Consider the following 9,023-nt stretch of genomic DNA (forward strand, 5'->3'; position numbering starts at 1 on the left):
AGTACTGAGTACTGAGTACTGAGTACTGAGGAATTAGGAATTAGGAATTAGGAATTAGGAATTAGGAATTAGGAATTAGGAATTAGGAATTAGGAATTAGGAATTAGGAATTAGGAATTAGGAATTAGGAATTAGGAATTAGGAATTAGGAATTAGGAATTAGGAATTAGGAATTAGGAATTAGGAATTAGGAATTAGGAATTAGGAATTAGGAATTAGGAATTAGGAATTAGGAATTAGGAATTAGGAATTAGGTAGACCCGGCCGCATACGCGCCTGCGGCTTACTTGATCAACAAGTTGATTTCAATTTGTGTTGCGAAGCTAGAACCAACCTATTGCAACTAATGAATATCGTACGATCAACCCGGCGACTACGACGCTGACCATGCTCATGAGTTTAATGAGGATGTTTAGGCTGGGGCCGGAGGTGTCTTTGAAGGGGTCGCCGACGGTGTCGCCAACGACGGATGCTTTGTGGGCGTCGCTTCCTTTGCCGCCGTGATGTCCCGCTTCGATGTACTTCTTGGCGTTGTCCCAGGATCCTCCGCTGTTCGCCATGAACACGGCTAGACAAAATCCCGATGTCAGGCATCCGGTCAGCAACCCTAGGACTCCACCAACGCCAAGCAACAGCCCGACAGCAATCGGCATCAACAGACCAAGCATGCTGGGCAGGATCATTTCTTTCTGCGCCGCCTTGGTGCTGATCGCGACCGGGCGTTCGTAATCGGGTTTGACACTTCCATCTAGGATTCCCGGATTCTCGATAAACTGACGCCGGACTTCTTGCACCATGCCATCGGCCGCTCGGGCGACTGATTTCATCGTGAAGGCGCAGAACATAAATGAACTCATCGCGCCCAAGAAAATACCAACTAGCACCTTCGGGTTCATCAGCGATGCGTCGTAGTACAACAAGAAGTCGCGGATCGTTGCGGAGCGGATTGGAACGAGGTCAGGCTCGGTCTGGCCTCGCGTCAGCGGCATCGCCAGGTTGACTTCGTTGACGGAATCTTCACGCACCAGTTTCAGTGCCGGCGCGATGTTGAACGTTCCGTCGTCCTCGATATTTTGGACGATCGCATAGTCGTCCCCCCAGCGTACAAAGCCATCACGCACGCTTTCGACGTAAGCGGCCAATAATGCAAGCGCGGTCAGTGCTGCTGAACCAATCGCGAATCCTTTTCCAGTTGCTGCGGTTGTATTGCCAAGCGAATCGAGAGCATCGGTGCGTTTGCGGACGATTTCGTCCAGTCCCGCCATCTCGGCGTTGCCGCCCGCGTTGTCTGCGATCGGCCCGTAAGCATCGGTCGCCAGGGTGATGCCGAGGGTGCTAAGCATTCCCACCGCCGCGATGCCGACACCGTACAGTCCCAGTGAAAATTGGTTGGGGTCGCTGAAATTGCCGCCGTTTGCAAACGCGAATGCAATCAGCATGGCCGTACACACAACGACCACCGGCAACCAAACGCTCATCATCCCGTCGGCGATCCCGCTGATGATGATCGGAGCCGGTCCTGACTTGGCTTGTTCGGCAAGGTTTTGTGTGGGTGCGTATTCGTCGCTCGTCACACGTTCGGTCCAGTGACCAATCGCCCAACCGGCCGCCAGTCCGGTGACGACACTGATCGCGATGCCGGGCAGAAAACCAAAGATGATCGTGTCAGGTGTTGTGGGCATCAACAACGTCGCGATGATCGCAGCGGCAATGATGACCAGCAGCGTTGAAAGATTGATCCCGCGTGCGAGCGCGGCCAGCAGCGATTTTTGCGAAGTGTCATCGCCGGTCTTCACCGCAAACACGCCGACCATCGACAGCGGAATTCCGATCGCTGCGATTGCGATCGGCAACATCATCGCTCGCAGTTGCGCCGTGCCAACATCCATGCCTTCTGGGATTCCATCAGCGTGGCTCATCGCGGCGACACCCAGTGCCGATGCTGCCAAGATCGAACCGCAATACGATTCGTACAAATCCGCCCCCATCCCTGCGACGTCGCCGACATTATCACCGACGTTGTCAGCAATCGTTGCGGGGTTACGCGGTGAATCTTCGGCCATGCTTTGTTCGACCTTTCCGACCAAGTCGGCACCCACGTCGGCTGCTTTGGTAAAGATGCCACCGCCAACCCGCGCGAACAAAGCTTGGGCGCTTGCACCCATTCCGAACGACAGCATCGCGACGGAGATTTCCGGCAGCGTCATTGCGTCCATGCCGGTTAGCGGCAAAACCCAATACATGAACCCGAACCACAGACACACGTAAAGCAACCCCAAGCCAACGACGGTCAGCCCCATCACTGCACCGCTGCGAAACGCGACCTGCAATCCGTCGTTGAGCGATCGCTCGGCCGCCGCTGCGGTTCGTCCACTGGCCTGAGTGGCGGTTCGCATGCCAAACCAGCCAGCGAGTCCGCTGAAAAAACCGCCGGTCAAAAACGCGAAGGGAACCAGCGGCCCGATGACGCCAAGCGTGTAAACGGCGATGCCCAATAAGATTGCGATGATCACGAAAACGATCGTGACGACTCGGTTTTGCTGCCTGAGGTATGCACCCGCACCTTGCCGCACGCTTTCGGCAATTTCTTTCATCTCAGCGGTGCCTTCGTCTTGCTCCATCATTTCGCGATAGAACCGCAGGGCTACAAATAATGCGGCAATGGCCGCGACGCATGCCAAACCAATAACGATGCCAGCAATCACAGAAGTGTTCTTTCTTTGTTGAGATCAACGAATTTAATGGGCGATAAGACGCCCTGGTTGTAACATTAACGGCTGGCATGACGCTTTTCCACTTCCGAACGCCACCTGTTGGGAATAATTTCAGATATTCACTCCGACGCGATCACCGCCTTGCACGAACTGTTTAACCGCGTGGGCATCGCCCCGCGCGCTGTGGGGCCAGCACGACGCGCGGGGCGACGCCCAACGCCGTGAAGGGTTTCTGGACTGTTTAACCGCGTGGGCATCGCCCCGCGCGTCCATGCGGGGCGAAACGCGCGGGGCGATGCCCACGCGGTTAAACGAACTAACCCGTATTTTCCGGGACCAAAACTCTTCACGGCGCGGGGCGACGCCCAAGCGGTTTAACGATTGAGTACGGTGTTTTGCAGGCAATAAATGCTTCACAGCGTTACCGGTTCGGGCATGCCAAATGATTGACCGAACATGCGATGCGAATTACCCTCAAAGGGTCTCCGGAACGCTGTTCGTCCTACTCTCTTGCGTTCTCCCATGTGCCTGATTTCACATGCCATCTGACCCATCCCTACCCAACGACCCATCGACGGTACGACGCAACCGTTCCGATTCCGTTGGTTCTGGATCAGGGGTTTCAATTGGTTCAGCGACCGAGTCGTCATCGGATTCCCAATCAGGCTCTCGTTCAAAGTCACAACTCGATTCACAACAGATTGCCGAGGCGCATACCGTCATTCGTGACTCGGCGGGCCAAGTCCCCGGTTCACAGATTCCCGGTTCACAACTCCCTGGTTCACAGATCCCCGGTTCACAGATCCCTGGTTCCGCGAGCGAGGGCAAGCAGACGCCTGTGGCAGTCGCCAAAGTCTTGCTCGGTCAACGGCTGAATCATTTTCGCATTGATGAATTGATTGGCGGCGGCGGAATGGGAGCCGTCTTCCGAGCACACGATGAAAAACTTGATCGTACGGTGGCGATCAAAGTCATTCCGTTCGTCGGTGACGATCCAGATCTACAACGTCGCTTTCGAAACGAATCGCAGAGTGCTGCGAAGCTTGACCACCAACGCATTGCCAAAGTGTTTGACACAGGCCGTCACGGGCGATGGCATTACATCGTCTTTGAGTACATCGAAGGTACCAACATTCGTGACTGGATCCACAGCAAGGGAGTGTTGTCGATCGATGAAGCCGTTTTGTTTACCTGTCAAATTGCTGACGCACTAGGACATGCATCGGAGCGTGGGATTACTCACCGTGACGTTAAGCCATCGAACGTGTTGATTGCGGGCGAAGGGCATATCAAGTTGGTTGATATGGGCTTGGCTCGCAGTGATAGTTTAGGCCTTGCCGATGATATGACCGCCAGCGGCGTGACGCTTGGAACGTTCGACTACATCTCGCCGGAACAAGCACACGATCCGCGCGACGCTGATTTGCGAAGCGACATTTACTCGCTCGGTTGCACGCTGTACTTCATGTTGACTGGCATGCCGCCCTACCCCGGCGGCACGATGTTGCAGAAATTGCTGAGCCATGGAAACGCTCCGCCGCCTGACCCGCGAGCGATTCGCAAACAGGTCAGCGAGAATCTGGTCGCCGTCATCAACAAGATGTTGGCGAAAAAACCTGCTCAGCGTTACCAGGATACGAACCATCTGATTGCAGACTTACGTGAAGTCGCCGCGCGTGACAATTTGGTGGGCGCCCAATCGGTTGCGCCGGTGGAATTGACCAGCAGCGGTCCGCTGTTGGCCTGGCTCGAAAAACACTTGCCGTGGGTTGTTGCAGCGACCTTGTTGGTTGCTGTTGCACTTTGGTTACGTTTGGAATCGGCGGCATCGCGTCAGAGTATTGTGGTTCCGTCATCCGCGTCAGCACCCGTGATGGTGGACGCCGAAGGCACGCCGATTACAACGGGCACCATTTCATCGCCGCCAATGTTGACGGCACCGCCGATGACTGAGATTCCAATCTCGCCGTTGTTAATCGAAGCCAGCAACGGCGGAGTGGAAGCCGGAAGCAATGGCACCAGCCAAGGCAGTCAACAAAACAAAGGCGTGGACGATCGTGACTTTAATAATGGTTCGGTTGGTGAGCAAGCTGCGAGAGCGAACCAGACTGTTAATGATGCCTTGCAATCCGCCGTTGGATTCGCGGGCAATTTGACCGACAGTGTGCGACGAGTGGTTCGGCCTGACTTGGTTGCCTGGGAAAAAGCACAACCGCTGTCGCTGGTCAAAGACACGCTGGCTGATGCCGAGTTGTTCGATCCTTCGTCGATTCGAGTGGTCGCAGCGCCGCAGCGAGACGAAGTACGCATCGGGGCTGATCGACAGATCTATTGCACAACGCTTGCCCAAGGGATTGAATTGGCAAAGCGATATGAAATTGGCGTTGTGGAAATCATTAGCCCCAAAATTTACAGCGCACCGATTCGCATTGATGCTAACAGCTTGCGAATTCAATCAACTGTGAATCAGTCGATCATCGTTTTTGATTCTGGTGAAGCGATGACCATGCAACGACCTAGCATGTGTACGTTGGGGCCGGGGATCGCTGAGTTTCAAAACATTCATTTCGTCTGGGATGTTCCCGAAGATGAAATCGATGGCGGTGCAATGTTTCAAGCCGAAGCCGGGACAGAATTATCGCTCAGTGCCAGTACGATCACGATCAACAATCCTGCCAAACGCGGCGAAGTCTACGCGATCGACGTGGTGACGGATCCTAAGAGCAACGCGTCCGATGATTTTGGTGATAGCGATTTTCGTGACCGCGAGTTTCGTGGCGGTGAGTTTCGTGATAGGCAGCAAACCACCAGCCGCGACCAAGATGTCTTTCCAATGGTTGCCATTGATTTTGACAATGTGATTGTGCGTGGTGAGGCGACCATGATTCACATGGACCATGCCGCCAAATTATGGCTGCGATGGAACAACGGCTTGCTGGCGGTTTCGGGACGAATGATCGATACCGCTGGTACACGCGAACCATTGTCGGCGTCGGTCGGACCCATGATCTTGCTAATGACGCGAGTCACGGCACATGCTGCGTCGGGGTTTTGTCGCGTTCGTTTGGGTGCGAGCGGGTCTTATCCTTTTTCAATCAACCGCAGTGCTCGTAATTGCGTCTTCATTGTCGATGATTCTTTGCCGCATTTTGAGTTCGTCAATTATCCGCTTTCCCGAAAAGTGAATTCAGGATCACAGGATTTACGCTTGGGAGGATCTTCGAATGTCTACGTTTCGGACCCTCTGCGGACTGATCCACTGCTTCGGATGACGATGTCAAACGGAGAAGTCATTGTGTCGGAGATGGATTCGTTAGCCAACGCGGACCTGGACTGGGCTGACGAAAGTCAACCTAGGTGGAACGTCAGTTGGGCATCCGGGAAATTGCCCACTCTTTCGATGAGTTCCAGACGGCCATCGGATTATCGCCAAGACCAGACGCCGAATCCCGGATTTGAAGAAGAGTCACTGCCTTCGTTGCCAGTGATCGCCGAGTTTTGATGCGATTTCGAACACCTTTTTGTCGTTCAATTCTTTCCGATTCCGAATTGGTCGTTAAACTTGGTTAGGAATTGACTTTTTGACCCACCCAGCCTTAATGGTAGTCCCCACCCCGCCTCGCAAAGACCGCTTTGCATCCCTCAGGAGAACCTTAATGAAACGCTTCGCAATTTTACTCGGCAGCATGATGGTGTTTGCCAGTCCCATGATCTTCGCTAGCCCCGCCAGCGCGATTGCTGAGTTCGGCAAAGAGTTCAAAAAGTCTTTTTCGGACAAAGAGGAAGATGCCGATTGGTACAAGACGGTTGCCAAAGCTGGTTGCAATGTTTGCCACATCAAAAGGCATCCCGATAAAAAGAAAGCTCGCAACGAGTATGGCCAAGCGGTTCACAAGTACTTGGACAAGAAAGACTTTCCAAAAGACTTGTTCAAGTCCGACCCAGAGAAAGCGAAAGCGATGATTCTGGAAGGGTTCAAGAAGGCTGGCGAGATGAAAAGTTCCGACGGTAAGACGTTCGGCGAAAAAATCGAAGCCAAAGAACTACCAGCGACTGATTGGGAATACGAAGGCTAAATCGTTCAGTCGATTGCACCTTGGCTCAACACCTCATGTCCGTCTCGTGATCCAATCGCGAGACGGATTTTTTCGTCAGTACTGTCGCTGAGCATGTGGACGGAACCGTCGCAGAGAACGACTTGGACTCCACCGGCGTGAAAGCTGCCCGGCGAAATTTCTAAGACATTTTGGATCGGATAAGTTTCAATGGGCGGCCCAATCGTCGTTGGTCCCGTTACGTTCGGCCCGTCCAAATAAGATGGATTGATGGCGATCAGGAAGGATGTCAACGCTTGCGAAAAGTCTGCTCCAAGACCGATCGGGCCGGTGTCAAATTGAGGATGGTACAACGAATGGTGATTGCACTCTTCACAACTCCATGTCTCGTCCCACTTTGTCTCGGCCACCAGAACAGTATGGCTAAGTCCGTCCAGAATCGCAGCGAACTTGATCGCCGGAAAGTTAGGCGCACTCGATGGATCGCTCACGCAATCTGCTGCCAACAGAACGCCATTGGAATCGTTCATGCCCTGGCGAATCAAGTTGCCCATGCCGTCAAAACTACTGTGGTCGTCGCGTTGGGGATTGCTGCCCGCGTTCCCCAGGTACGACGTCACCGCGCGACCGCTGATGAAGTCAGTTGGAATCGACAAATGAGTCGGCCCGGGTTGGCTGGGGCATCGATAGCCGGGAATTAACGTGCGGGCCAGTTCGCGAAATCGAACCCCTTGCGGTGTCACGGTTGTGTCAGTCCCAAAGCCGGTTTCGCCTTGCGGCACGTTCTCTGCAACCGCCGACTGTTCCAAAAACGGCAAGATGTCGGTGGTCCAACTGTGGCCCCAACCGCCCTTGGCACCCCACGGAAGTGTCCGAAAGGCTGATTCGTAATTGTGCATCGCCAGCCCAATCTGTTTCAGATGATTGGAGCACTGCATTCGCCGAGCCGCCTCACGAGCCGATTGGACCGCCGGCAGCAAAAGCCCCACCAGGACTGCGATGATGGCGATCACCACCAGCAATTCGACCAGCGTAAAAGCAGTGCGAGGGAAACGGCGTTGCATCGCGAGCAATGGCACCCGGCGTAGTGGAGAATCGGACAAGCAAGTGAGGGGTTACCCACTATCTTGAACGTGTTCCCAGCTTCCGTACACCTAAATTGTCGGCGAAAACCCAAAAATGATCACGTGGTTACCGATTCAGAACTAAATCCAACAAGTCGGCACCGCCCAACATGCCTGCCTTTTCGACTCGCAAACGGTCGCCCGGTTGCAGTGCATAGTCGCTTTCAGGACGCACATTTTCGCCGTCTTTGGTCATCTTGCATTCCATCGGCATCCCGCCGATCGATCCGGTCGAATGCCGGAAAAGAGTCGCTTTTACAGATCCAAGCTGCTTCTTGACGCCCGATTGAGTCAGCAATTGGCTGACGTAGACGCTTTGGCCTTCGGCGGGCAGCGGTAAAACTCGCACCGGCGTTTCATCGCCCACGACTTGTAGCACGATTCCACCGTTGGCTTTGGCCTGCTTGGTTCCTTGATAAACCAACTGGGCGACCGAATTTGATGCCATCGGCATTCCCGGCGACATTGGCATGCCTTCGGGACTGACAAAACTCGACGTGTCTTTCTCAGGAAACAGTGTCCCGCTTAACAGGGGATTGCCACTCATCGACGCGGTCGACGGCAGACGCAAACCACTACAACCGCTGGCTAGGCAAATTCCTAAGGCAAGCGTGAGTGCGAGCGTTGGGCTGTTGGATGCTGATTTCATCGGAGATTCGCGATTCTTTGGGGGGAGGAGGCGATCATCGGTAGCCGACCTTGACGATTGGGGCGTGAAGTTGGGCTTGGTAAACTTTTCCGGCGATGGACGCCTATCGAGTCGATCGACCGCCAACAGGCGAAGCTTGAACGAAAAGCAAAAGATTCGTTCATTTAGCCCCCCGCAAACAGGGGTTCCAGCAAGCACCGGCTGGTCAGGCCCAAAGTAGGCCGTAGCGAGTGAAGCGAGTTACGGCAGGCACAACGCAAAACCATTAAACCGCAGTTCATCGCCCAAAGCCGTGAAGGAAACAAGTGTTAGTTCGTTTAACCGCGTGGGCATCGCCCCGCGCGTTCGGGGCCGCACAACGCGCGGGGCGATGCCTGGGCTGACGAAAATGTTTGCGTGGAGGGAAACTGGACGACTTTGGGGGTTTGTGGCTGACCGGCCTCGGTGTTGATTGCAAATTGCAAAATGAACACTGAAAAAT

General features: G+C 54.2%; 5 protein-coding genes. 2 read left to right on the top strand and 3 right to left on the bottom strand.

From position 1 onward, the window contains the following. Positions 1-323: 323 nt before the first annotated feature. Positions 324-2,705, bottom strand: coding sequence for a sodium-translocating pyrophosphatase (locus tag RC85_RS05400; protein WP_068259519.1), 2,382 nt, complete (start codon positions 2,703-2,705; stop codon positions 324-326). 547 nt (positions 2,706-3,252) lie between these two features. On the opposite strand from RC85_RS05400, the gene RC85_RS05405 reads away from it, so the two are divergent. After that, on the top strand, positions 3,253-6,216 hold the full coding sequence (locus RC85_RS05405; protein ID WP_068259522.1) for a serine/threonine protein kinase: 2,964 nt from the start codon (positions 3,253-3,255) through the stop codon (positions 6,214-6,216). A 154-nt stretch (positions 6,217-6,370) separates the two neighbouring features. Then, on the top strand, positions 6,371-6,790 hold the full coding sequence (locus RC85_RS05410; RefSeq protein WP_068259524.1) for a hypothetical protein: 420 nt from the start codon (positions 6,371-6,373) through the stop codon (positions 6,788-6,790). A 5-nt stretch (positions 6,791-6,795) separates the two neighbouring features. Here RC85_RS05410 and RC85_RS05415 read toward each other — a convergent pair whose 3' ends face one another. Together RC85_RS05415 and RC85_RS05420 are read right to left on the bottom strand one after the other, a co-directional pair. Next, entirely contained in the window at positions 6,796-7,833 is a 1,038-nt protein-coding gene (locus RC85_RS05415) for a DUF1559 domain-containing protein (protein WP_068259529.1), read from the bottom strand. Between the two features lie 127 nt (positions 7,834-7,960). Continuing rightward, on the bottom strand, positions 7,961-8,542 hold the full coding sequence (locus tag RC85_RS05420; RefSeq protein WP_068259532.1) for a hypothetical protein: 582 nt from the start codon (positions 8,540-8,542) through the stop codon (positions 7,961-7,963). Positions 8,543-9,023: the final 481 nt, after the last annotated feature.

The organism is Rubripirellula obstinata (assembly GCF_001642955.1).
GTDB lineage: Bacteria > Planctomycetota > Planctomycetia > Pirellulales > Pirellulaceae > Rubripirellula > Rubripirellula obstinata.